At 65.6% G+C, this 23625-nt stretch carries 25 protein-coding genes; 18 read left to right on the top strand and 7 right to left on the bottom strand.

All coding sequences use genetic code 11. The features are described from left to right. Positions 1-43: 43 nt before the first annotated feature. Complete coding sequence (locus tag JQ591_RS34270) at positions 44-1324, top strand: ATP-binding protein (protein ID WP_211400373.1); 1281 nt, start codon at positions 44-46, stop codon at positions 1322-1324. On the opposite strand, the gene JQ591_RS34265 is transcribed toward JQ591_RS34270, so the two are convergent. Further along, a complete protein-coding gene (locus JQ591_RS34265; RefSeq protein ID WP_211400372.1) occupies positions 1251-2144 on the bottom strand; it encodes a YihY/virulence factor BrkB family protein in 894 nt (297 codons plus the stop codon). The two genes, JQ591_RS34270 and JQ591_RS34265, sit on opposite strands and share 74 nt — an antisense overlap. 204 nt (positions 2145-2348) lie before the next feature. On the opposite strand from JQ591_RS34265, the gene JQ591_RS34260 reads away from it, so the two are divergent. The 6 genes from JQ591_RS34260 to JQ591_RS34235 all read left to right on the top strand — a co-directional run bounded on the left by JQ591_RS34260 (position 2349) and on the right by JQ591_RS34235 (position 6440). Continuing rightward, positions 2349-2543 (top strand): twin transmembrane helix small protein, encoded by a 195-nt coding sequence (locus tag JQ591_RS34260; protein ID WP_211400408.1) that lies wholly within the window; start codon positions 2349-2351, stop codon positions 2541-2543. A 1-nt stretch (position 2544) separates the two neighbouring features. Further along, complete coding sequence (locus JQ591_RS34255; RefSeq protein WP_211400371.1) at positions 2545-3117, top strand: cob(I)yrinic acid a,c-diamide adenosyltransferase; 573 nt, start codon at positions 2545-2547, stop codon at positions 3115-3117. Positions 3118-3242: 125 nt separating this feature from the next. Then, on the top strand, positions 3243-3992 hold the full coding sequence (locus tag JQ591_RS34250; protein ID WP_211400370.1) for an electron transfer flavoprotein subunit beta/FixA family protein: 750 nt from the start codon (positions 3243-3245) through the stop codon (positions 3990-3992). Continuing rightward, positions 3992-4936 (top strand): electron transfer flavoprotein subunit alpha/FixB family protein, encoded by a 945-nt coding sequence (locus JQ591_RS34245; protein WP_027514159.1) that lies wholly within the window; start codon positions 3992-3994, stop codon positions 4934-4936. The genes JQ591_RS34250 and JQ591_RS34245 overlap by 1 nt, the downstream gene beginning before the upstream one ends. Before the next feature lie 193 nt (positions 4937-5129). Beyond that, positions 5130-6011, top strand: a complete 882-nt coding sequence (locus JQ591_RS34240) for a 3-hydroxybutyryl-CoA dehydrogenase (RefSeq protein ID WP_211400369.1) — start codon at positions 5130-5132, stop codon at positions 6009-6011. Between the two features lie 234 nt (positions 6012-6245). Next, positions 6246-6440: a hypothetical protein gene (locus JQ591_RS34235; RefSeq protein ID WP_211400368.1), complete on the top strand. Its 195-nt coding sequence runs from the start codon at positions 6246-6248 to the stop codon at positions 6438-6440. Positions 6441-6451: 11 nt separating this feature from the next. Here the strand turns inward: JQ591_RS34235 and tlpA are convergent, their stop codons facing one another. Beyond that, positions 6452-7117 carry a thiol:disulfide interchange protein TlpA gene (tlpA, locus tag JQ591_RS34230; RefSeq protein ID WP_211400367.1) on the bottom strand — a complete coding sequence of 222 codons (666 nt, stop codon included), beginning with the start codon at positions 7115-7117 and terminating at the stop codon, positions 6452-6454. Between the two features lie 106 nt (positions 7118-7223). Between tlpA and argH the strand changes: the two genes are divergently transcribed. The 3 genes from argH (at position 7224) to lysA (ending at position 10294) form a co-directional block, all read left to right on the top strand. Then, positions 7224-8621, top strand: a complete 1398-nt coding sequence (gene argH / locus JQ591_RS34225; protein ID WP_211400366.1) for an argininosuccinate lyase — start codon at positions 7224-7226, stop codon at positions 8619-8621. 93 nt (positions 8622-8714) lie between these two features. Further along, positions 8715-9005: an LPS translocon maturation chaperone LptM gene (gene lptM / locus JQ591_RS34220; protein WP_211400365.1), complete on the top strand. Its 291-nt coding sequence runs from the start codon at positions 8715-8717 to the stop codon at positions 9003-9005. Between the two features lie 23 nt (positions 9006-9028). Next, positions 9029-10294, top strand: coding sequence for a diaminopimelate decarboxylase (gene lysA, locus JQ591_RS34215; RefSeq protein ID WP_211400364.1), 1266 nt, complete (start codon positions 9029-9031; stop codon positions 10292-10294). Between the two features lie 226 nt (positions 10295-10520). On the opposite strand, the gene JQ591_RS34210 is transcribed toward lysA, so the two are convergent. Both JQ591_RS34210 and JQ591_RS34205 read right to left on the bottom strand, forming a co-directional pair. Further along, positions 10521-11429: an NAD(P)-dependent oxidoreductase gene (locus JQ591_RS34210; protein ID WP_211400363.1), complete on the bottom strand. Its 909-nt coding sequence runs from the start codon at positions 11427-11429 to the stop codon at positions 10521-10523. A gap of 134 nt (positions 11430-11563) precedes the next feature. After that, positions 11564-11947 (bottom strand): carboxymuconolactone decarboxylase family protein, encoded by a 384-nt coding sequence (locus JQ591_RS34205; protein WP_027514149.1) that lies wholly within the window; start codon positions 11945-11947, stop codon positions 11564-11566. 166 nt (positions 11948-12113) lie between these two features. On the opposite strand from JQ591_RS34205, the gene JQ591_RS34200 reads away from it, so the two are divergent. Both JQ591_RS34200 and JQ591_RS34195 read left to right on the top strand, forming a co-directional pair. Beyond that, positions 12114-14048 carry a TIGR02302 family protein gene (locus JQ591_RS34200; RefSeq protein WP_211400362.1) on the top strand — a complete coding sequence of 645 codons (1935 nt, stop codon included), beginning with the start codon at positions 12114-12116 and terminating at the stop codon, positions 14046-14048. Then, positions 14036-15196, top strand: coding sequence for a DUF4175 family protein (locus tag JQ591_RS34195; RefSeq protein ID WP_211400361.1), 1161 nt, complete (start codon positions 14036-14038; stop codon positions 15194-15196). The genes JQ591_RS34200 and JQ591_RS34195 overlap by 13 nt, the downstream gene beginning before the upstream one ends. A 185-nt stretch (positions 15197-15381) precedes the next feature. Here JQ591_RS34195 and JQ591_RS34190 read toward each other — a convergent pair whose 3' ends face one another. Then, positions 15382-15756: a response regulator gene (locus JQ591_RS34190; protein ID WP_211400360.1), complete on the bottom strand. Its 375-nt coding sequence runs from the start codon at positions 15754-15756 to the stop codon at positions 15382-15384. 58 nt (positions 15757-15814) lie between these two features. Beyond that, positions 15815-16693 carry an MJ0042-type zinc finger domain-containing protein gene (locus tag JQ591_RS34185; protein WP_211400359.1) on the bottom strand — a complete coding sequence of 293 codons (879 nt, stop codon included), beginning with the start codon at positions 16691-16693 and terminating at the stop codon, positions 15815-15817. A gap of 189 nt (positions 16694-16882) precedes the next feature. Here JQ591_RS34185 and ftsE point away from each other — a divergent pair, with 189 nt between their 5' ends. The 4 genes from ftsE to JQ591_RS34165 all read left to right on the top strand — a co-directional run bounded on the left by ftsE (position 16883) and on the right by JQ591_RS34165 (position 20088). Continuing rightward, positions 16883-17542: a cell division ATP-binding protein FtsE gene (gene ftsE, locus JQ591_RS34180; protein WP_211400358.1), complete on the top strand. Its 660-nt coding sequence runs from the start codon at positions 16883-16885 to the stop codon at positions 17540-17542. Further along, a complete protein-coding gene (locus JQ591_RS34175) occupies positions 17535-18503 on the top strand; it encodes a cell division protein FtsX (protein WP_211400357.1) in 969 nt (322 codons plus the stop codon). Before ftsE ends, JQ591_RS34175 begins: the two co-directional genes overlap by 8 nt. A gap of 73 nt (positions 18504-18576) precedes the next feature. Then, on the top strand, positions 18577-19281 hold the full coding sequence (locus JQ591_RS34170; RefSeq protein WP_211400356.1) for a YdcF family protein: 705 nt from the start codon (positions 18577-18579) through the stop codon (positions 19279-19281). 33 nt (positions 19282-19314) lie between these two features. After that, a complete protein-coding gene (locus JQ591_RS34165; RefSeq protein ID WP_211400355.1) occupies positions 19315-20088 on the top strand; it encodes a lysophospholipid acyltransferase family protein in 774 nt (257 codons plus the stop codon). Here the strand turns inward: JQ591_RS34165 and JQ591_RS34160 are convergent. Beyond that, the gene (locus JQ591_RS34160; protein WP_211400354.1) at positions 20085-20696 is read right to left on the bottom strand and encodes a gamma-glutamylcyclotransferase; all 612 of its coding nucleotides are present in this window, start codon (positions 20694-20696) and stop codon (positions 20085-20087) included. The two genes, JQ591_RS34165 and JQ591_RS34160, sit on opposite strands and share 4 nt — an antisense overlap. Positions 20697-20806: 110 nt before the next feature. On the opposite strand from JQ591_RS34160, the gene JQ591_RS34155 reads away from it, so the two are divergent. Then, a complete protein-coding gene (locus JQ591_RS34155; RefSeq protein ID WP_211400353.1) occupies positions 20807-21991 on the top strand; it encodes a DUF2125 domain-containing protein in 1185 nt (394 codons plus the stop codon). Between the two features lie 243 nt (positions 21992-22234). Next, complete coding sequence (locus tag JQ591_RS34150) at positions 22235-23578, top strand: GDSL-type esterase/lipase family protein (protein WP_211400352.1); 1344 nt, start codon at positions 22235-22237, stop codon at positions 23576-23578. Positions 23579-23625: the final 47 nt, after the last annotated feature.

The following is a 23625-nucleotide window of genomic DNA, read 5'->3' as shown; positions in this document are numbered from 1 at the left end:
CCTGACGGCCCGGGGTTCGAAGGGGATACTTCGAAGGGGAGTTATGGCGGCGAAAACGCGCGCAGCGCGCACTACGCGGACGTCCAAGCGAGTGGTTCGGAAGCGGTCCGGGCCGACCGCCCGGTTGCCCAAGCGCAGCACCAAGCGGGTCGAGCCGGACGTGGTCCAGGCCGCTCTTGCCGCCTTTGCCCATGAGGTCCGCACCCCCCTGACCGGCATTCTCGCGATCAGCGACCTGCTCGCGACTTCCGATCTCGGTGAGCGGGAGCGGCGTTGGGCCGACACGATCAAGGCCGGTGCCGAGCATCTGGCGAGCCTTGCGACCCTGTTCGTCGATGCCGCCAGAACCGGCAAGGGAGCCGGCAAGGGTGGAAGCACGCTGCGGCAGGATTTGTTCGACCTGCGGACGCTCGCCCGCAACGCCGGCGATTCGCTGGCCGGTCGCGCCGCGGCCAAGGGTCTCCAGGCCGAGGTCGATATCTCCGAGAAGCTGCCGGGGCTGGTGGTCGGTGATCCCGTCCGCCTGCGCGCCGCGCTCGAGAACCTGATCGACAATGCCGTGAAATTCACCGAGCACGGCGGCGTGGCGCTCACGGTCGCGCCTTGGCGTTCCGCCGCGAGCAAGGGCAAAGGCAAAGCAAAGAGCAAAGGCAGGGCCGGTGTCGCCTTCGCCGTGTCCGACAGCGGCATCGGCCTCGCCATGGCCGAGATCAAGCGGCTGTTCCGCCCGTTTACCCAGGCCAATGTCACCATTGCCTCGCGCTTCGGCGGCGCCGGCCTGGGCCTGTCCTCGGTGAAGCAACTGGCGCGCGCGATGGGCGGCGACATCACCGTCGCCCCGCGGCGCGGCGGCGGCGCCACCTTCACGTTGACGGTGTCGGTGGATGCCACGGGATCGGGCAAGTCCAGCAAGTCGAAGGGCGAAGCCGAGATGGATGCGGTCCCGGCGCTACGCTTGCTCAGCGTCGAGGACAATCCGTTCGGCCGTGTCGTGCTCAACACCATCCTGACCGAACTCGGCCATCATGCCGAGTTCATCGGGCGCGGCGAGGACGCGGTGAACCGGCTCGCGCAGGGGGCGTTCGACGCGGTGCTGATGGATATGGTTCTGCCGGGCATTGACGGCGTCGAGGCGATCAGGCGGATCCGTACCATGGCGACGCCGCTGGCTCAGATCCCCATCATCGGGGTGTCCGGTCGCGGCGAGGACGAGGTCGCCTCGCGCGCGGCCGGCGCCGACGCCTTTCTGGTCAAGCCTGTGTCTCCGCGGGCTTTAGCGACTGCGCTGCTTGCAGCGACACGCCGTGAGGAAGCCGCGACTTGATGATCGCTGCGTTGAGCTCGCCGCCGAAAACGAAGATCGCGGCGATGAAGTACAGGAACACCAGCGCGATGATCACCGAGGCGAGCCCCGCATACATCGTCACGTAGTTGTTGGCGAAGCGCGCCAGATATTGCCCGAACACGATGCCTGATATCAGCGATGCCCCGATGGTGAAGACGATGCCGGGCAGGATCTGGAGGAAGCCGCGTCGCCCCGCCGGCAGCCAGGCGTGCAGGATGAGCAGCGCCACCACCAGCGCGCCCACGGTGATGCCGTAGCGCAGCCAGGTGAGGATGCTCTCGTTGGATTCGACGAACAGCGGAATGTGGCGCCGCGTCGCTTCGATGATGAGCGGACCGAGCACGATCAGGAACGCCATGGCGAGCGCGGTGAAGGCGGCGACCAGCGTGTAGCCGATCGACTCCAGACGCAGCCAGTACCAGCGCCGCATTTCGACCACCGCATAGGCGCGGTTGAGTGCGACCCGCAGCGCCTCGACGCCGTTCGAGGCGAAGTAGACCGACAGCACCGCGCCGACGGTCAGCACACCGGAGCGGGTCGTGGTCAGCACGTCGTGCACCTCGCCCGAGATTGAGTCGGAGACTTGCTTGGGCCAGACCTGAAGCATCAGGCTTGCGGCCTGGTCCGCGAGCTCCTTGGAGCCGAAGAACCCGGCGAGCGAGGTCAGCACGATCAGGAACGGGAACAGCGCCATCAGCGTCGACAGCGCGATGTGGCTCGCGATCGCCCAGCCGTCGTCGGCCAGGAACGTGTAGAACGCGTCCATCACGACGACGTAGATGGTGCGGATTGCCTTCACTCGCCACCTGCACTGCTGTTGCTGCTTCCTCTTCCCGCGCGCGGGGAGCGCATTCCGGCCTCTCCCCGCAAGCGGGGAAAGGCGAAGAGGATGGGCAATTCGCGCAAACCCGGATTCATCCAGCTAGCTTCTGATATTATTGGCTTAAAAGCCAGATCGGGAACGCCATGGCGGACCGGCGCGCAGGGTGTTATCTACCCTCAAATGGCATCTCTCCTGAGTACTTTCATCCTGCCGATCGCGGTCGGCGCCGTGGCGTTGGTGCTGCTGCTCGGTCTCATCAACATGATGCGCGGCGGCTCGCCCAACACCTCGCAGAAGCTGATGCGCTTGCGCGTGCTGCTGCAGTTCGTGGCGATCGTCATCGCGATGCTCGCCGTGTGGGCGATGGGGCGTTAACATGGTCATGCTCAACCGCATCTATACGAAAACCGGTGACGACGGCACGACGGCGCTCGGCTCGGGCGAACGCCGCCCGAAATACGATCTGCGCATTGAGGCCTATGGCACGGTCGACGAGACCAATGCTGCGATCGGCGTGGCCCGGCTTCACACCAGGGATGCGCCCGAGCTCGACGCGATGCTTGGCCGCATCCAGAACGATCTGTTCGACCTCGGCGCGGACCTCGCGGTGCCCGAACGTGAGGGCAAAGCGGAGCGGCTGCGGGTGGTGGCGAGCCAGGTCGAGCGGCTCGAGCGCGACATCGACGCGCTCAACGACAAGCTGGCGCCCTTGACCTCCTTCGTGCTGCCGGGCGGAACGCCGGCCGCCGCCTACCTCCATGTCGCCCGTACGATTTGCCGCAGGGCGGAACGCGTGATGGTGGAACTGGCGGCCCGGCCGGGCGAGCCCGTTGGTGCCGCTGGCATCCAGTATATGAACCGCCTGTCAGACTTCCTGTTCGTCGCCAGCCGCGCCGCTAACGATGACGGCGCCGGCGACGTGCTCTGGGTTCCGGGCCAGAATCGCTGACCCATTAAGCGGCGCATTTCTGGGCGCCAAAATTAGACCCCTTCGCGCGTTGACCGGGCCGGATCAGGCCTTTAGGTTCCGCGCCAGTTGATAACCCCCCTCCCAGATTGAGTGAAAGAGGATCGATGAAGGTCTTGGTGCCGGTAAAGCGGGTGGTCGATTACAACGTCAAGGTCCGCGTCAAGAGTGATGGATCGGGCGTTGAACTCGCCAACGTCAAAATGTCGATGAACCCGTTCGACGAAATTGCGGTCGAGGAAGCGCTGCGCCTAAAGGAAGCCGGCAAGGCGACCGAAGTCGTGGTGGTCTCCATCGGACCGGCGCAGGCGTCGGAAACGATCCGCACCGGTCTCGCCATGGGCGCCGATCGCGGCATCTTGGTGAAGGCCGAGGGCGCGGTCGAGCCGCTCGCGGTCGCCAAGATCCTGAAGAAGATTGCGGACGAAGAGCAGCCGGGCCTGATCATTCTCGGCAAGCAGGCGATCGACGACGACAGCAATCAGACCGGCCAGATGCTGGCCGCGCTGCTCGGCTGGTCGCAGGCGACCTTCGCCTCGAAGCTCGAGGTTGACGGAAGCGACTTCAAGGTCACCCGCGAAGTCGACGGCGGCTTGCAGACCGTGAAGCTGAAGGGACCGGCGATCGTCACCACCGATCTCCGTCTCAACGAGCCGCGTTACGCCTCGCTGCCCAACATCATGAAGGCCAAGAAGAAGCCGATCGCGGACAAGACCGTCGCCGATTACGGCGTCGACGCCACGGCGCGTCTCGAGGTTCTCAAGACGACGGAGCCGGCGGGCCGCAAGGCGGGCGTCAAGGTCAAGGACGTCGCCGAGCTGGTGTCGAAACTCAAGAACGAAGCCGGGGTGCTCTGATGACGACGCTTCTGATTGCCGAACACGACAATGCGTCGCTCAAGGATGCGACCAACAAGGCCCTGACTGCGGCGGCAGCGCTCGGCGCGGACGTCGAGGTTCTGGTGGCCGGCGAGAACGCCAAGGCCGCGGCGGACGCCGCCGCCAAGCTTGCCGGTGTCAAGAAGGTGCTGCTGGCCGACGGCGCGCTTTACGCGCACGATCTGGCCGAGCCGCTGGCCGCGCTGATCGTCTCGCTGGCGCCGTCCTATGACGCCATTGTCGCACCCGCGACCTCGCGCTTCAAGAACGTGATGCCGCGCGTCGCAGCCCTGCTCGACGTCATGCAGGTCTCGGAGATCACCAAGGTGGTCGCGCCCGACACCTATGAGCGTCCGATCTACGCCGGCAACGCCATCCAGACGGTGAAGTCGAAGGACGCCAAGAAGGTCATCACGGTGCGCACGTCCACCTTCGCCGCGGCGGGTGAAGGCGGCAGCGCGTCGGTCGAGAGCGTCGCGGCGGCGGCCGATCCGGGCCTGTCGTCCTTCGTCGGCGAGGAAGTCGCAAAGAGCGACCGTCCCGAGCTGACCTCGGCCAAGATCATCGTCTCCGGTGGCCGCGCCATGCAGAGCCGTGAGAACTTCGCAAAGTACATCGAGCCGCTCGCCGACAAGCTCGGCGCCGGCGTCGGCGCTTCGCGCGCGGCGGTGGATGCGGGCTATGCGCCGAACGACTGGCAGGTCGGCCAGACCGGCAAGGTCGTGGCCCCCGAGCTCTATGTCGCTGTCGGCATTTCCGGCGCGATCCAGCATCTGGCCGGCATGAAGGACTCCAAGGTGATCGTCGCGATCAACAAGGACGAGGACGCGCCGATCTTCCAGGTTGCCGATTACGGTCTGGTCGCCGACCTCTACCAGGCGGTTCCGGAGCTGACGGCCGAACTCGGCAAGCTCGGCAAGTAAAACGCGCTAAAACACCGGCCGGAGGTATAAACTCCGGCCGGTGTTGCTTTTTGAGGCGTTTTCTTTGGCGTGGGACACGCCTTCGAAGCGATCCAATCTAGGTTTCGAGGCCGGGTTCTGATTAAATCGGACCTCCCGGCTCAGGGGGATAGGCAGGCGCGGTCAGCAGCGCGCCGTTCCGGTGGATGACATTATGGCGGCAGTAATCAAGAAGGTCGGCGTGATCGGCGCGGGGCAGATGGGCAATGGCATCGCGCATGTCGCTGCGCTGGCCGGCTTCGACGTGGTCCTCAACGACATTTCGGTCGACCGCCTCAAGTCAGGCATGGCCACGATCAACGGCAATCTGGCGCGGCAGGTCTCCAAGAAGGCCGTCAGCGAGGACGACAAAGCCAAGGCGATGGCGCGCATCGTGGCCGGCGAGAAGTTGGACGATCTCGCGGACTGCGATCTCGTGATCGAGACCGCGGTCGAGAAGGAAGAGGTCAAGCGCAAGATTTTCCACGAGCTCTGCGCAGTGTTGAAGCCGGAGGCGATCGTCGCCTCCGATACCTCCTCGATCTCGATCACGCGGCTCGCCGCCGCCACCGACCGGCCCGAACGCTTCATCGGCATTCACTTCATGAATCCGGTGCCGCTGATGGAGCTGGTGGAGCTGATCCGCGGCATCGCTACCGACGATCAGACCTTCGAGGCGTCCAAGGAATTCGTCGCCAAGCTCGGCAAGCAGGTCGCGGTCTCCGAGGATTTCCCGGCCTTCATCGTCAACCGCATCCTGCTGCCGATGATCAACGAGGCGATTTACACGCTGTACGAAGGCGTGGGTAACGTCGAGGCGATCGACGCGGCGATGAAGCTCGGGGCGCACCATCCGATGGGTCCGCTGGAGCTCGCCGATTTCATCGGCCTCGATACCTGTCTCTCCATCATGCAGGTGCTGCATGAGGGATTGGCCGACTCCAAGTATCGTCCGTGCCCGCTGCTGGTGAAATACGTCGAGGCCGGCTGGCTCGGCCGCAAGACCCAACGTGGCTTCTACGACTACCGCGGCGCCAAGCCGGTTCCGACGCGGTAGAGGCGGTCTCGTGCCCCGGACGCAGCGCGAAGCGCTGCTGAGCCGGGGCCCAGAGGCCGCGTGCACGCCGAGGCATGGGGCCGAGGCATGGGTCCCGGCTCTGCGTCGCGTCATTGCATGACGCGCCGCGTCCGGGACACGGGCACCGCCCATCCTGCGTGCATCCGCTTCGTGACAATTCATGTCGCGTTAACCCCACGCCCCTAGGCTGCGCCCGGTACGAGGGTTCGCGTAATGGACATGATGGCGATGGTCAGCACCATGCTGGCCGCTCAGCAAGGCGCGCTGCAGTCGAATATCTCGGCGACGCTGATGAAGCAGAACGCGGATGCGGAGAAATCCACCGTCCTGACGCTGCTCGGCGCCGGACAGCCCTCGCTTGCCAATGTCGGCGCCGGCGTCGGCGGCAACCTCAACGTCACGGCTTAAAACATCATCGCCTAGAACGACGCGGCGGCTTTGCCCGTCGCCGCCCGGATCAGCTTGAGCGCATCCTCGCTCGCCCATTCCGCCGGCCCCGCGATCGTCGCGATCTCGCAGCCTTGGGGATCGACCAGCACTGAGGTGGGCATGCCCAAAGCCCGGCCTATCGCCTTAAGATCCTGAAAAACCTTCGCTTTCTGATCGTTGAAATAGCCGAGTCGGGTCAGATTGGCCTCTTTCAGGAACGTCTTGGGCTTCTCGGGGTCGCGGGTGTCGATATTGACCGCCACCACCTCGAAATTCGGGCCCGAAAGCTTGCCCTGGAGCTCGTCCAGCGCCGGCATTTCCTTGCGGCAGGGCACGCACCAGGTGGCCCAGAGGTTCACCAGCAGCGTCTTGCCGCGGAAATCCGACAGCTTCTTCGGCTTGCCGTCGGCGTCCTCGAAGGCCAAGTCCGGCAGCTTCAGCGGTGCGGTCGCCATGGTCAGCGCCGCCAGCTCGCCATGGGCGAGCGGGGCGATCCTCGAGGCCGTCGTCACTGCCGCCCGGCAGGCCGGATCGCCGGTAGGCGCCCGGCTCAGGCCCAGCCCGTAAAGCGCGGCGAAGCCGGCAATGCCCCCGACCGCCACGGTGGCGATGACGAGGGGGATCCGGCGCGTGGCGGAAGGCTTCTTGTCGAGCATATCGTTTGTCATCCGGTCGCAGATATGGCTATCAGGGGCCTCTTAATACGGCGGGCCGCAGCCAGCAAACATGCGGTGGCGGCAAGCAAGGCGTGAGCAGGGGATCATGAGCAACAAGATGTGGGGCGGCCGGTTCTCGGAACGTCCCGACGAGATCATGGAAGAGATCAACGTTTCCATCGACGTCGATCGTCACCTCTTTGCCCAGGACATTGCCGCGTCCAAGGCTCACGCCGCGATGCTGGCCGCACAGGGCATCATCACGGCCTCTGATGCGAAAAATATCGGCAAGGGTCTAGACACGATTTTGTCAGAGATCGGCAAGGGCGACTTCGAATTCAAGCGTGCGCTCGAGGACATTCACATGAATGTCGAGAGCCGCCTGTCCGAGCTGATTGGCCCTGCCGCCGGCCGCCTGCACACCGCGCGCTCGCGCAACGACCAGGTCGCGACCGATTTCCGGCTCTATGTCCGCGATATCCTCGATGAGACCGACGCCGCGCTCGCCACGTTCCAGGCGGCGCTGGTCAATCGCGCTCTCGAACATGCCGCGACCGTGATGCCCGGCTTCACGCATCTGCAGACCGCGCAGCCGGTGACCTTCGGTCACCATCTGCTCGCCTATGTCGAGATGGCCGCGCGCGATCGCGGCCGTTTCCAGGACGCGCGCAAGCGGCTGAACGAATCCCCGCTCGGAGCTGCAGCGCTCGCCGGCACCTCGTTCCCGATCGACCGTCACGCCACCGCGAAGGCGCTCGGTTTTGATCGTCCGATGGCGAACTCGCTCGATGCGGTCTCCGATCGCGACTTCGTGCTGGAGACGCTGTCGGCGGCCTCGATCTGCGCCGTGCACATGTCGCGCTTTGCCGAGGAGATCGTGATCTGGACCTCGCCGCTGGTCGGCATGATCCGCCTCAGCGACAAGTTCACCACGGGATCCTCGATCATGCCGCAGAAGCGCAATCCTGACGCCGCCGAGCTGGTGCGCGCCAAGACCGGCCGCGTGATCGGCGCGCTCAATGGGCTGCTGATCGTGATGAAGGGCCTGCCGCTCGCCTATCAAAAGGACATGCAGGAGGACAAGCAGGGCGCCATGGAAGGCTTCGCCGCGCTGTCGCTCGCGATCCGTGCCATGACCGGCATGGTCCGCGATCTCGTGCCTGATGAAGCGAAGATGAAAGCGGCCGCAGGCGAGGGCTACGCCACCGCGACCGATCTTGCCGACTGGCTGGTGCGGACGTTGAAGATGCCGTTCCGCGAGGCCCATCACGTCACCGGCCGCATCGTCGCGAAAGCCGCTGAGGGCGGCGTGGCGCTGCACGAGCTCCCGCTCAAGGAGATGCAGGCGATCGAGCCGAAGATCACCAAGGACGTGCTCGGCGTGCTCTCGGTCGAATCGTCGGTGAAGAGCCGCACCAGCTTTGGCGGCACCGCGCCGAAGAACGTTGCCGCGCAGGCCAAGGCCTGGGTGAAGCGGTTGGAAAAAGAGCGAAAATTGGGCTGAGGGCAAAATTTCGCTTATGTTTCATGGTCATCGGGCTCTCGCCAGAACGCGCCAATCTCTGTATGGTGCGCCGCGCGTAGTGGGGATTTCGTCGTGACGTCAAAGTTTCGCCCGGCCGGCTCGGGGTGGGCCATCATTGTCTTGAGCCTGACGGCGCTCGCGCTTGCCGGCTGCGGCCGCAAGGGCCCGCTGGATCTGCCGCCGACCGCCTCCAGCGCGTCCACGGCCAACGTCGCGCAGCCGACCGACACCGAGACCGAAGCCCAGAAGACGCCGAGCGTGTTCAATCCCACCTATGGCGCGGACGCCGCACCGGCGGCGGCCAAGGGCAAGAAGAAACCGTTCATCCTCGACCCGCTCCTGGACGAAAGACCCAGCCGATAGGCTGGGGCAACTGAGCCAACGCCATGAACCATTTTGACTATCGCAACGGCGTGCTGCACGCCGAGGCGGTGAACCTGTCCGAGCTGGCTGCAACCGTCGGCACGCCGTTCTATTGCTATTCGACCGCGACGCTTGAGCGGCACTATCGCGTTTTCACCGACGCCTTCGCCGGCGAGAAGGTGCTGGTCTGCTACGCCATGAAGGCGAACTCCAATCAGTCGGTGCTGCGGACGCTGGCCAGGCTCGGGGCCGGCGCGGACGTGGTCTCCGGCGGCGAATTGAAGCGCGCGCTGGCCGCCGGCATTCCCGCCAGCAAGATCCTGTTCTCCGGCGTCGGCAAGACGGAAGACGAGCTGCGCGCCGCGCTGGCCGCCGACATCCTTTGCCTCAACGTCGAATCCGAGCCCGAGCTCGAGTTGCTGTCGCGCCTTGCGACCGAGACGGGCAAGACCGCGCGCATCTCGATCCGTGTCAATCCGGACGTCGATGCCGGCACGCACGCAAAGATCTCGACCGGCAAGTCCGAGAACAAGTTCGGCATTCCGATCGCGTATGCCCGCGAGGTCTATGCCCGCGCCGCGAAGCTGCCGGGCATCGAGGTAACAGGCACCGACGTGCATATCGGCAGCCAGATCACCGACCTCTCCAAGATGGAGATCGCGTTCCGCATCCTCTCCGAATTCGTGCAGACGCTGCGCGCCGACGGCCACAACATCTCGCATGTCGATTTCGGTGGCGGTCTCGGCATTCCCTATTACATGGATCGCGAGGCGCCGCCGGCGCCCGACGCCTATGCCGCCATGGTCAAGCGCGTCAGCCACAATCTCGGCTGCACGCTGATGTTCGAGCCGGGCCGCATGATCGTCGGCAATGCCGGTATCCTGGTCGCCAAGGTCATCTATGTGAAGCACGGTGACGGCAAGAATTTCGTCATCATCGACGCCGCCATGAACGATCTGATCCGTCCGACGCTGTACGAGGCCCACCACGACATCTTGCCGGTGACACAGCCTGCGAAGGGTGCGGCCACGATCGCGGCCGACGTCGTCGGCCCGGTCTGCGAGACCGGCGATTACCTCGCGCTCGACCGCACCCTGCCGACGCCGAAGCCGGGTGATCTCCTCGCCATCATGACCGCCGGCGCTTATGGCGCAGTGCAGGCTGGCACCTACAATACGAGGCCGCTGGTCCCCGAGGTGCTGGTGAAGGGCGACCAGTACGCGGTCGTGCGGCCGCGTATCGAGGTTGAGCAACTGATCGCGATGGATACGCCGGCGCCGTGGCTGTGAGGCGAGGTGAGGAGCGGTACGACCGCGCCTCATCTTCAGTGTCGTCCTGGCGAAAGCCAGGACCCATGACCCCAGGAAGTGGTTTGGGGCGAAGCGGTCACCCCGAGTCCCCGTAGTCCCTGCGGCCTGTGGTAATGGGTCCTGGATCGGCGCTCGCCATTGGACAACGCTGCGCGTTGCCAAGCGCTCGCTTGTGCAGGACGACGCGGGAGGGGGCGCGCGAAAACTACTTCCCCGCCAATCCGCCCGGCTTGCCGCCGACAACAACCCCCGCCTTCTTCTCGATCGGCTTGATCGCCGCGGTGAAATCGGACTCGGCGCCTTCCGCGCTGATGACCGTCTCCCACAACCGGCCGACCGCATCCGCGACCTCCATCGACAGGCCGAGCTGCTTCATCTCCTCCAGCGCCAGCCGCACGTCCTTCACCATCAGTCCGGTGGCAAAGCCGAAGTCGAACGTCCGCGGCAGCACCGCGCGCGGAAACTTGTCTCGGCTCGCGGTGTTCATGCCGGAGCCGGCATTGATGACGTCGATCATCACGGCAGGATCGAGTCCGGCTTTGACGCCCATCACCACGGCTTCCGAGGTCGCCACGATCGCGGTGGCCGACAAGAAGTTGTTGGCGAGCTTCATGGTCTGCGCCGCGCCGGGCTTCTCGCCGATGAAGAACACTTTTCCGATGACGTCGAGCGCGGGCTTGAGCAGCTCGAACTCGGGCTTCGGCCCCGAGACCATCACCGCCAGCGTGCCCTTCTCGGCGCCGCCGACGCCGCCGGAGACCGGGCAGTCGATCTGCACGATGTCATGCTCTGCGAGCAGGCCATGAATCTTCACCGCCATTGCCGAGCCGACGGTGGAGAGATCGATGAAGCGTCTTACGCGGCTCCCCTCGATCACGCCGTTCGGCCCCGTCGCAACCGCGAGCGAAGCCTGCAGCGAGGGCAGGCTCGCCATGACAGTCTCGACCTGGTCGGCGACATCCTTCGGCGACGTCGCCGCAGTGGCGCCGCGCGCCACCAGCTTGTCGACGACCTCTTGGCGCGTGTCGAACACGACGAGCCGGTTGCCGGCCTCGATCAGCCGCCGCGCCATCGGGAAACCCATGTTTCCGAGGCCGATGAATCCGATGTCCATGGTGTTTCCTTGTGTTGAATATTCGTGATTCGTTGTTGTCGATCGGCGCGCATCCATCCTCGGTGTCGTCCTGGCAAAAGCCAGGACGACGTGGGGCAGGGACCTCGCGTCCCCGTCCCTCACACCGGCACCGCTCACGCCTTGCCGTCGATCTCCGCGAACACTTCGCGCGCGATCCGAAAACTGTCGACCGCAGCCGGCATGCCGCCATAGATCGCGACCTGCATCAGGATCTCGCGGATCTCGTCGCGGCTGACGCCGTTGGTGAGTGCGCCCTTCAGATGCGCGCGGAATTCGTGCTGACGATTGAGGATCGCGATCATCGCGATGTTGAGCATGCTGCGGGTCTTGCGCGGCAGCTCCTCGCGGCCCCACACCGTGCCCCAGCAATATTCGTTGAGCATCTCCTGGAACGGGCGGTTGAAATCGTCGACGCTCTTCAGGGCGTTGTTGACATAGGCCTCGCCCAGCACCGCTTTGCGGACTTCCAGGCCCTTGTCGTGCATCTTCTTGTCCATGGCGTTTCCTTTGTTTTCTTTGGATGGCGGCGCGGAAATTACGGGGTTGCGGCGGGCCAGTCACGTCCTCGTGTTATGCGGGAAAAGGGGTGTCTCCCGTACAGGAACGGATGCCTCAGTGCTGCCGTTGTGGTACGCTTCTCTCCCGGGCAACCTGGAGAGTTGATTGAACGGCGTCACCCCCGACCCGTCAGACCCGATCCGCGATGGCGACGCTCTGTCGCGGCTGAAGCTGGCGCAGGCCCTGCAGCGGGCCACTTATGCCATCGCGTGGGAGCGTGCCTGGCCAAATTTGGCGCGGCTTCTCACCGTCATTGGCCTGTTCCTGGTGGTGTCCTGGGCCGGACTCTGGCTGGCGCTGCCGTTCATTGCCCGCGCCATCGGTCTCGTCGTTTTCGCCGGCATCGCGATTGCCGTCCTGTTCCCGTTGAGTCGCTTTCGCTGGCCGAGCCGCGAGGAGGCGCTGGCCCGGCTCGACCGCGGCTCCGGCATCCGTCATCGGCCGGCCACCACGCTGACGGACACGCTGAGCTCGCGGGACCCGGTTGCGCAGGCGTTGTGGCAGGCGCAGCGCGAGCGCACGCTGGCTTCGATCAAGCGCATCCGCGCCGGTCTGCCGAAGCCCCGGCTCGCTCTGCATGATCCCTGGGCGCTGCGCGCGCTGGTCATGGTGATGCTGGTTGCGACCTTCTTCGCCGCCGGTGACGAGCGTGCGGTGCGGCTCGGGGCCGCCTTCCACTGGAACGGCGTGCTGGCGCCGGCGAATGTTCGCGTCGACGCCTGGGTCACGCCGCCGCTCTACACCGGCAAGCCTCCGGTCATCCTGTCGGCCGCGAACAAGGAGGCCGCGGCGCTGCCGCCCAGCGGCCCGCTTGCCGTTCCCGCCGGCTCGACCCTGATCGTGCGCTCCTCCGGCGGTAGCCTCGATGTTGCCGTCTCCGGCGGCCTCAAGGAGGTCGCGCCCACCGAAGCCACGCCCAAGGGCACCAACGAGAAGCATTTTGCCATCACCGGCGACGGCACCGCGCATGTCCGCGCGCCCTCCGGCCAGCCGCAATGGGCGTTTGCGGCAACGCCGGACCGCGCGCCGACGATCGCCCTCGCCAAGGATCCCGAGCGCCAGGCCCGTGGCGGACTCCAGCTCTCCTACAAGATCGAGGACGATTACGGCGTCACCGGCGCCGACGCGCAAATCGGCCTGCGCCCCGCTGATGCCAAGGATGGCAGCAAGGAGGCCGACACCAAGGCCGCCGCGCGGCCGCTATTCCAGCCTCCGCAATTCCCGCTCGTGCTGCCGAATGCGCGCACCCGCAACGGCGTCGGCCAGACGGTGAAGGACCTCAGCGAGGATCCCTATGCCGGCGCCGACGTCACGCTGACCCTCACCGCCAAGGACGAAGCCGGCAACGAGGCCAGGAGCGAGCCCTTCAACATGCGCCTGCCCGAGCGGCTGTTCACCAACTCGCTCGCGCGCGCGTTGGTCGAACAGCGCCGTATCCTTGCGCTCGACGCCAACAAGAATTCCGACGTCTACGCTGCGCTCGACGCATTGATGATCGCGCCCGAATTGTTCACGCCGGATGCCGGCTGCTATCTCGGTCTGCGCAGCCTGGCGTCCCAGCTCGAGGCTGCGCGCACCGACGACGCACTGCGCGATGTGGTGGCGAGCATGTGGGCGTTCTCGGTCACGATCGAGGACGACGGTGTCGCCGGCAGCGTCAACGCGGCGTTGCGCGGGGCCCAGGACGCGCTCAAGCGGGCGCTGGAACGCGGCGCCAGCGAGGACGAGATCAGGGTGCTGACGCAGAAGCTGCGCGAAGCCATGGCCGGCAAGGTGCGTGATCTCGCCCGGCGCGCCGAGCAGAATCCGCTTGGACCCCGGCAGCCATTCCCCGCCGAGGTTCAGCTCATCCTCGACAAGTCCGTCGAGCTGAAACAAAAGACCCAGAGCGCCACGCCCGAGCAGCTCGAAGAGCTGGCGAAGCAGCAGGACGCATTGCGCGAGCAGCTTCAGGCCTATCGCAAGTCGGCGAACAACCGGGCGAAGGCGGGCAACGACGGGGCCAACCAGTCGACGCGAGACCGTAAATGCGGAAGTTAGCACGCGTGCCAGTCTTGAAGGCGATCTCGATCGCCTGTCTCGCCTTCCTGTTGGGAGGCGTCTCGCCCGTGGCTGCCCAGCAGGATCAGGATGTCGATGCCCTGCTCGATGGCGCTGAAAAGGCGATGCAGGATTCCGGCGACAGCCTGAGGCAGAAGGAATCCGGCAAGAGCCTGAACAATCAATCCGATGCCATCCAGAAGCTCGAGGAGTACAAGCGCGCGACGGAAAAGAGCCAATCCTCCAATCGCGATCGTTCCGTCATCACGCAGCGCGACCTGGACGAATTGCTGAAGCAAATCGAGAAGGCGGCGCGCGAAGGCAATAAAGAAGCGGCCCAGCGCATGCTCGAGCAGCTCGCGCAGATCATGGAAAATCTCCAGATGGCGCAGCCGGGGCAATCCGGCGACAGCGACATGGAGCAGGCGCTCAACGAGCTCAGCGACATGATCCGCAAGCAGCAGCAATTGCGCGACAAGACTTTCAAGCAGGGCCAGGACTCCCGGCGTGAGCGCTCGCGCGGCAAGCAGCAGGGCGACCAGTCGATGTCGGACCTCCAGCAGGATCAGCAGTCACTGCGCGACCGCCTGAAGAAGCTGCAGGACGAGCTCGCCAAGCGCGGCCTCGCGCAGAAGGGGCAAAAGGGCCAAAAAAGCCAGAGCCAGAAAGGGCAGAAGGGTCAGCAGGGCGAGCAGGGACAGCCGGGCCAGGATGGCGATCAGGACGGCGACCAGGGCGATGACGACGGCAGTCTGGACGCCGCCGACGGGGCCATGGGCGATGCCGGCTCGCAGCTCGGCGAAGGCAATTCGGACGGTGCCGTGGACTCGCAAGGGAAAGCGCTCGACGCCTTGCGCAAGGGCGCGCAGAAGATGGCCGAGGCAATGCAGCAGGGCGATGGCGACGGACAGGGCGATGGTCCCGGCAACCGTCCCGGCCGCCAGCAGAGCGGCGGCAATCAGACCGATCCGCTCGGTCGCCCCCTTCACGGCCGCGATCTGAGCGACGACTACACGGTCAAGATCCCCGGCGAGATCGACGCCCAGCGCGTCCGCCGCATCCTCGAAGAGCTCCGCCGCCGCTTAGGGGATAGCTCGCGCCCGCAGATCGAGCTCGACTACATCGAGCGGCTGCTGAAGGATTTTTGAGGCGCTGACGAGTTGGCTCGCAGCCCGCGACAATCTCGGTGTCGTCCCGGCGAAGGCCGGGACCCATAACCACAGGGAGTCGTTTGGCGAAGACTTGTCGCCCTGTACGACTATCGATCTTTACAGATGGACCTCGCGGTATGGGTCCCGGCCTTCGCCGGGACGACACCGTGTGCGTGGGGCCGCTACCCCTTTTTCGCCGCCAGCGCATCCGCCACCGCCGTGCGGATGTCGGCGACCGAGAACGGCTTGGTCACGACGTCATGCACCAGCGCATTGAGGTTCGAGGCGCGCTCGCGCTGGTCGGCAAAGCCGGTCATCAGCAGAATGGTCAAATCGGGGAAATCGCGTGCGACGGACAACGCCAGCGCGATGCCGTCCATCACCGGCATCTGGATGTCGGTGAGCAGCAGGTCGAACCCGCCGTCCGCGCGAGTCAGGATCTCCAGCGCCTCGGCGCCGTCCTGCGCGGTGACGACCTCGTGGCCGTCCATGGCGATGGCGCGCGCCACCAGCTGGCGCATCGAATCCTCGTCGTCGGCGATCAGGATTTTGGGCATGAGACCAACCTTGGGATCAATCTCGCACCAACTTTGCCTGCGAGACCTGCGAAATCGATTATACGCTGCCGCCCGCGATGTCGCGCCGGTTGAAGAAGCGAACGTCGATATTGCGGCCCTCCGGCGGCGGCGAGGCCAGGCGCGAGCGGAAGAAGGCGCGCTCGCCGGGCTGTAGCACGGTCTGTTCCAGAACGGTGTTCCAGGCGTAGATTTCCGCACCTTGCGCGTCGCGCACCGCGAAGCGCAGCCGGGGAATGTCGAGCGGCTTCTTGCCCTGGCCCACGATCACGCCCTCGATCACCAGCACCTGCTTACCGTCCACGGTCTCGCTGGAGAGCTTGACGTCCTTGAAGGCCAGCGCGCGCAGGTTAACTTCGAGGCCGACCATTTTGTAGAATGCGGCCGTCTGCGGCAGCAGCCGGACCATGTCGCCGCGCCAGATCACCAGCGCCAGCACCAGCGCACCCATGGCGGCGCAGGCGGTTGGCAGGCCGAAATGGGATTTTCGCGGGGCCGCGGTGGCAACCGGACGGCTCACCCGCGCGCCGCGGCGGCCGAACAGGCTGCGGAACCAGGACTGGTGCTGTTCGCCGACGACTTCCTCCTCGACGGACCGGGCGGCGGCCGACCACTCGTCCTCGGTGTCCCTGGCTTCCTGGTCCGGCCAGTCGCTGGCGATCGAGGGGCTGTCAACGACAGGCGCATCAGTGGTGCCGTCGTCCTGGGCATAGGAGTTCCACTGCTCGGCGAGATCGGACTGGTCGTCGGCCTGGCTGGCCGCGGCCATGGCCGGGACAGATGCCTCCTCGATGGCATCCTCGGCATGGGCGAACCAGGTTTCCTTGCAACGGGAGCAGCGGACCGTCCGGCCGTTCGCCCCCAGGCTCGCAAGCTTGATGGCGTAGGATGTCGTACAATGAGGGCAGACGATATGCATGGACGAGCCTTGATGCATGGACAAGTCTTGACGGTGACACGGTCGCGGAGAACCGAGGCGAAAGATGCTACCGATTGTGCTACAGGACGACCGTTAACGAACCGGAAACCATAACGGCCGCAAAACCCGTTATCGCGTGTGGCGGAGCACAGCCGTGCGGCCCGCGGCCTCTCTCGAACGGAGCTGAGCTTGGTTCGGTTCGAAAATGTCGGATTGCGTTACGGCCTGGGGCCCGAGGTCCTGCGCGACCTCAATTTCCAGATCCCGGCGCATTCCTTCCAGTTTCTCACCGGCCCGTCCGGCGCCGGCAAGACCTCGTTGCTGCGCCTCCTGTTCCTGTCGCATCGACCGACGCGGGGTCTCGTCAATCTGTTCGGTCACGACATCTCGCAGCTCGGCAAGGACGAGATCGCGGACTTGCGCAAGCGCATCGGCATCGTGCTCCAGGATTTCCGCCTGCTCGACCACATGACGACCTACGAGAACGTCGCGCTGCCGTTCCGCGTCATGGGTCGCAACGAATCGAGCTACCGTAAGGAGGTCATCGATCTCCTGAAATGGGTCGGGCTCGGCGAACGCATGGACGCGCTGCCGCCGATCCTGTCCGGCGGCGAGAAGCAGCGCGCGGCGATCGCACGCGCCGTGATCTCGCGGCCGCAGCTGCTGCTGGCAGACGAGCCGACCGGCAGTGTCGATCCGACGCTCGGCCGCCGCCTGCTGCGGCTGTTCATCGAGCTCAACAAGTCAGGCACCGCCGTCATCATCGCCACCCACGATATCGCCCTGATGGACCAGTACGAGGCGCGACGCTTCGTGCTGCACCAGGGACGGCTGCACGTCTATGAGTAGGCCCGACGAGCGCGGCGTGCTGGTCGATCTCGGACAGGAGGGGCCGCCGCTTCCGGCCAGGGCGCGCAACATGTCGCCGATCGTGCCGCGCGCCTCGATCCACGGCCGCGCGCTGGTCGCCGTCGTCGCCATCATGACCTTCCTGGCGTCGATGACGACCGGCACGGTGCTGCTGGTGAGCGCCTCCGCCGCCGAATGGCAGTCGGACGTCGCCAGCGAAATCACCATCCAGGTCCGCCCGCAGGCGGGTCGCGATCTCGAACGCGACACCGCGGCGGTGACCGAGGCAATGCGCGCGCAAGCCGGCATCGTCGAGGTCAAGCCGTTCACGAAGGACGAGAGCGGCAAGCTGCTCGAGCCCTGGCTCGGCACCGGCCTCTCGATGGACGATCTGCCGGTGCCGCGCATGATCATCGCGCGCGTGCAGCCCGGCACGGCGCTCGACCTCGGCGCCTTGCGCGCCCGCGTGACCCAGGTGGCGCCAAGCGCCAGCGTCGACGATCACCGCGCCTGGATCGAGCGCATGCGCTCGATGACCAACGCCACGGTGCTCGCCGGCCTCGGCATCCTCGCGCTCGTCATCGTCGCCACCATCATCTCGGTGTCGTTCGCGACCCGAGGCGCCATGGCGGCGAACCGTCCGATCGTCGAGGTGCTGCATTTCGTCGGCGCCGGCGACCGCTACATCGCCAACCGCTTCCTGCGTCATTTCCTCAGGCTGGGGCTGGAGGGCGGCGTGATCGGCGGCGGCGCGGCCATGCTGGTGTTCGGCTTCTCCGAGTCGATTGCAGGCTGGTTTTCCGGCACCCCCGTCGGCGACCAGTTCGCCGCGCTGCTCGGTACCTTCTCGCTGCGGCCGTCCGGCTACATCGTGCTCGCGGTGCAGGCGGTGCTGATCGGCGCGATCACCGCGGTCGCCTCGCGCCAGACGCTGTTCGCGACGCTGAATGACGTCGATTGAGGCTGATAAACCGGACTCCACTTCGCCTCAAAACGTCCTAAAATCACCTCAGGGAAGGGATTACCGACATCGCATGACCGCGCCGACCGACGATCGATCGCCGAAACTGCCGCGCGGCTGGCTGCGCGCGGCCGTGATGTCGACGATTGCGCTCGCCTTCGTCGGCGCGGCGGCGGGCTTCATCGTGTTTCTGTCGCAATTGCGCGGCGCCGAGATCGCGCCGGACCGCAGGGCGGACGGCATCGTGGTGCTGACCGGCGGCTCCTCGCGGGTGTCGGATGCGATGGAGTTGCTCGCTGCCGGCTATGGCAGGAGGCTCCTGATCTCCGGCGTGCACCCGACCTCGACGGCGAGCGACATCTCCCGGACGCTGCCGGAGAACCAGTCCTTCATGCATTGCTGCGTCGATCTCGACCGCACCGCGGTCTCGACCCGCGGCAATGCCGCGGAAGCGCGGCGCTGGGCCGAGGGGCGCGGCTTCAAATCGCTGATCGTGGTCACCTCGAACTATCACATGCCGCGCGCGCTGGTGGAATTCTCGCATGCGATGCCGGAGACTACACTGATCCCGTTCGTGGTGGTCGGCGACAAATGGCGCGAGGAGCCGTGGTGGACCTCGGCGTCAACCTTGCGGCTGCTGCTGTCGGAATATGTCAAGTACATCGCTGCCGAGCTCAGGGTGCGGCTGGAGGATTTCGGGATTGACCTTTCGCCCGAGATGTCGGAGCAGCCTCCCTGGCTTCAGTCGAAGCGGCCCGCCACCGCACAGGCCAATTGATCGGCAACTGATCGGCAATTGATCGGATCCTCGATGTTCTTGATTTTCCTGCGATCGCTCGTGTTCAACGTGCTGTTCTACACCGTGCTGGTGTGCCTCGCGATCGTGGCGCTGCCGACCTTCGCATTGCCGCCGCGCGCCATGCTCACGGTCGCGCGATGGTGGGCCAAGGCGACGCTGTTCCTGATGCGGGTGGTCTGCAACATCAAGGTGGAATTCCGCGGCCTCGAAAAGATCCCGGCGGGACCATTGGTCATCGCGGCGAAGCACCAGTCGTTCTGGGAGACGTTCGTCTTGCCGGGTTTTTTCGACCGTCCAATTTTCATCCTCAAGCGTCAGCTCATGCAGATCCCGGTGTTCGGTCAGTTCCTGGTCAAGACCGGGATGATCGCGATCGACCGCAACGCCGGCGTCAAGGCGCTGCTGGACATGACGCGGCGGGCGCGTGAGGCGGTGCGCAGCGGCGGGCAGCTCGTGATCTTCCCCGAAGGCACGCGCCGCGCACCGGGCGCGCCACCGGACTACAAGACCGGGTTTGCGCAGATCTATTCGTCCTGCGGCGCGCAGTGCCTGCCGATCGCGCTCAATTCCGGCCTGTTCTGGCCGCGCCGCACCTTCATGCGCTATCCCGGCACGCTGGTGGTGGAGTTCCTCGATCCGCTGCCGCCGGGCTTGCCCAAGGACGAGTTTCTCTCCCGTGTGCAAACGGCGATCGAAGACGCGACCGGCCGCCTCGTCGAAGCGGGCCGCAAGGAGCAGGAGCAGCTGATCGGCTCGGCGCCGAGCTATGCGCCGTCGGAGAGCTAGCGGTTTTCTCGATCTTCGATCGGAGCCGGCGCGTGCGGAGAATGCGCATCACCATGCAGCATCGTGGCAAGCTGATGCAGCGGCGCATCGCGAAAACCTTCGGCCTCGATCGCCTTCACCGTCGCGGTCACGTAGTCGCGGTTGGCGCCGGACTGGCCGTGGCCCTGGAGCACGTGGCGATGCTGGTCGGTGAGCGACAGCCGGCCGGCATACTGCACATGGCCGCGGTCGACGACATAGGCGAGCGCGGAGACGCGCTGCCGCGCGTCGTTCTCCAGCCACACCGAGCGCAAGACTTCGCGATAGACCGACGTCACCTGCTCGCGCGCGCGCAAATAGGCGACGACGTCGGCGCGGTTCTTTTCGGCGACGCGGAAGGCGATGCCGCGGCAGGCGCCGCCGCGGTCGAGGCCGAGCACCAGACCCGGCTTCTCCGGCGTGCCACGGTGCACGAAGGAATAGACACAGAGCGCGCGATGCTCGCCGACCAGCCGCGCCGGGACACGCTCCTCGAATTCGAAGCCCGGCCGCCACATCAGCGAGCCGTAGCCGAACACCCAGAGGTCGCCCTTGGCAGTGGTGACGGAGGGGAGGGTAATTTCCGACATTTCGGGCACGGCTACCAGAACCGCGCCCCCAAGCGAAGCGAATTCTCCGCCTTTCGTCGCAGCCGTACCTCGCTTACATTTGCCATCATCAGGGGTCAAAGGGTCGCCGTATGTCCGATATGACCGTTGCCGCGCGCCGGCGCTCCCGTTGGGGCCTTTTCATCGCCCCTGTCATCCTCCTGATCCTCGCCGTCGCGTGGAGCTGCTTCTGGTTCTATGCGGCGTCGCAGGCCGAAATCGCCGCCGACGCCTGGCGCGCGCAGGAGGCCAAATCCGGCCGCATCTATGATTGCGCCAAGCGATCGATCGCGGGCTTCCCCTTCCGCTTCGAGGTCCAGTGTTCCGGCGCCAGCGTCGCCCTGGTGTCGCAGAACGCCAGCAAGACGCCGTTCACGGCGAAGCTCGACAACATCCTGGTCGTTGCCCAGGTCTACGATCCCAAGCGCGTCATCGCCGAATTCTCCGCACCCGCGACGCTCACCGACGGCGTCACGCAAAGCACCTTCGTCGTGAACTGGAGCAAGGGCCGCAGCAGCGTGGTCGGCCTGCCCGCCGTGCCGGAGCGCGCCTCCATCGTGTTCGAGGAGCCGACCGTCAACCGTGTCGACGGCAGCGTGCAGGTGCCGCTCGCGCGCGCAAAGCAGGTCGAACTGCATGGGCGCCTCGCGGATGGCTCGACGTCCGATCATCCCGTGATCGAGACCGTGTTCCAGATCGCGCAGGGCAGCATTCAGGGCGTTCATCCGCTGCTCGCCGAGCCGTTCGAGGCCGACACGCGCGCGAAGATCACCGGACTGTCCGACCTCACGCCAAAGCCGTGGCCGCAGCGCTTCCGCGAGATCCAGGCCGCCGGCGGCCATATCGAGATCGTGCAGTCCCGGATCCAGCAGGGCGAGATGATCGCGGTTGCGGCCGGCACGCTCGGGATCTCGGCTAACGGCCGTCTCGACGGCGAATTGCAGATGACGGTGACGGGCCTCGAGCGCGTGATCCCCGCGCTCGGCATCGAGAAGATGCTGGAGGAGGGGGTGCCGCAGGCAACCCTCGATCGCGTCGCGCCCGGCGTGAAGTCGCAGGACCTCAACAATCTGTTCGGTGCGCTCGACCGCGCCGTTCCCGGCCTCGGCAAGGTCATCAAGCAGAACGCCAATGCCGGCGTTGCCGCCGGCATCAATTCGATCGGCACCGAGAGCACGCTGGAAGGCAAGAAGGCTCGCAGCTTCCCGCTGAAGTTCGTCGACGGCGCTGTGCTGCTCGGCCCGGTCAAGGTCGGCCAGATCCCGCCGCTCTATTAGGTCGTGAATTCATGAATCTGCCGGGCGGACAGCTTGGTCCGCCTGACGCGTTCGAAGCTGTGAACAGATCGCTTCTGCGAAGGGCTTCTTGTTGGTGCCGGTGACGCAACCTGCGAGGCCCTCTCTGGCGTCGGGCGAGGAGTGCGTCAGCGGCGTCTGGACAGGTAGCGTTCTGCCGCCCTATTGAAGGCCAACTGACGGCTCTAAGGTCGCGCCCAAATTATCTGGGGTTCGGGGGAAACAATGCACGCGTTGAATTGTCTCGTCGCAGCATCGCTGCTCGTCGCCTCGTTTCAGACCGCAAGCGCCAAGGATGGCGAACATTGGGTGGTGTCCTGGACGGGCGCGGTCCAGGGTCCATACCCCGTCGGCAATCCGTCTGCCCAGCCCGAACAGAAATTCGCGTTTCCCGAGCCTGCGGCCGGTGCGCAGGACCAGACCTTTCGCCTGATCGTGCGGCCGGATATCTGGGGCCGTCAGGCCCGCATCCGGCTCAGCAACGCCTTCGGCACCAAACCCGTCACGTTCGACGGCGTTTACCTCGGCCTGCAATCGGGCAGTGCCGCGTTGATCCGCGGCTCCAACACCCCGGTTACGTTCGCCGGCACGGCTTCCGTTACGGTGTCGCCGGGGAATTCGGTCTGGAGCGATGCGATCGCGCTGCCGTTTGCAAAGCGGCCTGATGACCTCGCCGGCCGCCGGCTTGCGGTCAGTTTTCATGTCGCCGGCCAGAGCGGTCCGATGACCCGGCACGCCAAAGCGCTGACCACCTCCTATGTCAGTGCGCCCGGCGCCGACGCGAAGGGCGCCCTCGAAGACGAGGCTTCCTTTCCCTATGCGACTGCGTCGTGGTTCTTCCTCGATGCGATCGAGATGACTGCGCCTGCCGATGCCTTCGCCATCATGGCGTTTGGGGATTCGATTACCGACGGGACCGCCTCAACCATGAATGGCGACGATCGCTGGCCCAACGTGCTGTCGCGTCGCCTGAAGGCGGTCTACGGCAACAAGGTCGCCGTCGTGAATGGCGGCATCGGTGGCAACCAAATCGCAGGCCCCGCCGAATATGGTGCCGACAAACCGTACGCGGGCGGCCCCGCTTCGGGCCAGCGGCTCGATCGCGACGTGCTGTCGCTGTCCGGCATATCGAGCCTGATCTGGCTGGAAGGCATCAACGATTTCAGCAAGAACGGCAATTTCACGGCCGACCAGGTCATCGCCGCGATGAAGGACGGCGTCGCGAGGCTACGTGCGAAATGGCCGCAAGCCCGGATCATTGGCGCCACCGTCGTTTCGGCATTGGGCAGCACCAGCGCGGCGCATGGTTTCCCCGAGCAGGATGACAAGCGCAAGGCGCTCAACGCATTCATCCGCAGCTCGGGGACATTCGACGGTGTGATCGATTTTGATCGCGCGACGCTCGATCCGGCCTCGGGTGGCCTCAAGCCGGAGTTCGTTCCCGAAAGCACCACCGGCGGCGCCGGCGACAAGCTTCATCCCAACCGCACCGGATATCTGGCGATGGGACAGGCCATCGACCTCGATCTGTTCAAGCCGGGAAAGATTGGTCGCAGCGCGAAGCGGTAGGATGAATTCAGAGTCACCTCTCTGCATTCGTCGCCCTCAGCTGTCGT

The organism is Bradyrhizobium canariense (genome assembly GCF_018130465.1).
Taxonomy (GTDB): domain Bacteria; phylum Pseudomonadota; class Alphaproteobacteria; order Rhizobiales; family Xanthobacteraceae; genus Bradyrhizobium; species Bradyrhizobium canariense_C.
Note: the sequence above shows the minus strand (reverse complement) of the source record. Positions and strands in the feature narration are given on the sequence as shown.

Bases quoted from the DNA above. Each gene is read 5' to 3' on its own strand.
- JQ591_RS34190 (WP_211400360.1), bottom strand. From the start codon at position 15,756: ATGCCCAAAATCCTGATCGCCGACGACGAGGATTCGATGCGCCAGCTG.
- JQ591_RS34205 (WP_027514149.1), bottom strand. From the start codon at position 11,947: ATGGACAAGAAGATGCACGACAAGGGCCTGGAAGTCCGCAAAGCGGTG.
- JQ591_RS34150 (WP_211400352.1), top strand. From the start codon at position 22,235: ATGCACGCGTTGAATTGTCTCGTCGCAGCATCGCTGCTCGTCGCCTCG.
- JQ591_RS34155 (WP_211400353.1), top strand. From the start codon at position 20,807: ATGTCCGATATGACCGTTGCCGCGCGCCGGCGCTCCCGTTGGGGCCTT.
- JQ591_RS34235 (WP_211400368.1), top strand. From the start codon at position 6,246: ATGGACATGATGGCGATGGTCAGCACCATGCTGGCCGCTCAGCAAGGC.
- JQ591_RS34160 (WP_211400354.1), bottom strand. From the start codon at position 20,696: ATGTCGGAAATTACCCTCCCCTCCGTCACCACTGCCAAGGGCGACCTC.
- JQ591_RS34240 (WP_211400369.1), top strand. From the start codon at position 5,130: ATGGCGGCAGTAATCAAGAAGGTCGGCGTGATCGGCGCGGGGCAGATG.
- JQ591_RS34250 (WP_211400370.1), top strand. From the start codon at position 3,243: ATGAAGGTCTTGGTGCCGGTAAAGCGGGTGGTCGATTACAACGTCAAG.
- JQ591_RS34165 (WP_211400355.1), top strand. From the start codon at position 19,315: ATGTTCTTGATTTTCCTGCGATCGCTCGTGTTCAACGTGCTGTTCTAC.
- JQ591_RS34195 (WP_211400361.1), top strand. From the start codon at position 14,036: ATGCGGAAGTTAGCACGCGTGCCAGTCTTGAAGGCGATCTCGATCGCC.
- JQ591_RS34245 (WP_027514159.1), top strand. From the start codon at position 3,992: ATGACGACGCTTCTGATTGCCGAACACGACAATGCGTCGCTCAAGGAT.
- JQ591_RS34255 (WP_211400371.1), top strand. From the start codon at position 2,545: ATGGTCATGCTCAACCGCATCTATACGAAAACCGGTGACGACGGCACG.
- tlpA (WP_211400367.1), bottom strand. From the start codon at position 7,117: ATGCTCGACAAGAAGCCTTCCGCCACGCGCCGGATCCCCCTCGTCATC.
- JQ591_RS34260 (WP_211400408.1), top strand. From the start codon at position 2,349: ATGGCATCTCTCCTGAGTACTTTCATCCTGCCGATCGCGGTCGGCGCC.
- JQ591_RS34270 (WP_211400373.1), top strand. From the start codon at position 44: ATGGCGGCGAAAACGCGCGCAGCGCGCACTACGCGGACGTCCAAGCGA.
- JQ591_RS34185 (WP_211400359.1), bottom strand. From the start codon at position 16,693: ATGCATATCGTCTGCCCTCATTGTACGACATCCTACGCCATCAAGCTT.
- JQ591_RS34175 (WP_211400357.1), top strand. From the start codon at position 17,535: ATGAGTAGGCCCGACGAGCGCGGCGTGCTGGTCGATCTCGGACAGGAG.
- JQ591_RS34210 (WP_211400363.1), bottom strand. From the start codon at position 11,429: ATGGACATCGGATTCATCGGCCTCGGAAACATGGGTTTCCCGATGGCG.
- JQ591_RS34170 (WP_211400356.1), top strand. From the start codon at position 18,577: ATGACCGCGCCGACCGACGATCGATCGCCGAAACTGCCGCGCGGCTGG.
- lysA (WP_211400364.1), top strand. From the start codon at position 9,029: ATGAACCATTTTGACTATCGCAACGGCGTGCTGCACGCCGAGGCGGTG.
- argH (WP_211400366.1), top strand. From the start codon at position 7,224: ATGAGCAACAAGATGTGGGGCGGCCGGTTCTCGGAACGTCCCGACGAG.